Raw genomic sequence first — 542 nt, 5'->3', positions numbered from 1 at the left:
CGCAGCGCCCGGTCCGCCGCCCACTGCCTCCGCGCCCCTTCAGGCACCCGCTCCAGCTTGGTATTCCCGCCCATCGCACACCTCCGTGATCAAGGTGTTGCGACGACCGGTTGAATCCGCCTTGCACCCCGTGGTCAGAGTGGATCACCGTGCCGGGCTGTGGGTCGCGATCGGTGATGGCCATGCCCAGCGCGCTGGGCACCAAGGTGGCGGCCCGGGTCGAGTCGATCGACCAGCCGACCACGCGCCGGGAGTAGACGTCCAGCACGACGCAGCAGTAGAGCTCCCCCTCCCGGGTGGGATGCTCGGTGATGTCGGTAAGCCACAGCCATCTGGCCCGGTGCGAGCGAAGCCGCGGTCGACCAGGTCGGCGGCGGTGGGCACCTGCGCGACCGAACGGCACCATCGGTTGCCGGGCTCTGGCCCGTAATCGGTGGTGGCACTGAGTGATCCCTGCCAGGCTGGGCCGTGCTGAAGATCGACGATCTTGCGGGTGTGGTATTTGCGGGGCTGTCTGCCCTGGTCATCGAGGCAGTAGAGGA

Annotated in this window: 1 protein-coding gene; it reads right to left on the bottom strand. The window is 68.3% G+C overall.

What is annotated here, in order from left to right:
* Positions 1-406: DDE-type integrase/transposase/recombinase (locus ACTWPW_RS64585; RefSeq protein ID WP_443175095.1), on the bottom strand; the 406-nt coding region annotated here is incomplete at its 3' end.
* Positions 407-542: the final 136 nt, after the last annotated feature.

Origin of the sequence: Nonomuraea sp. KM90 (assembly GCF_052246675.1) — a bacterium.
Taxonomy (GTDB): domain Bacteria; phylum Actinomycetota; class Actinomycetes; order Streptosporangiales; family Streptosporangiaceae; genus Nonomuraea.
This window is presented reverse-complemented; position numbering and strand designations above follow the sequence as displayed.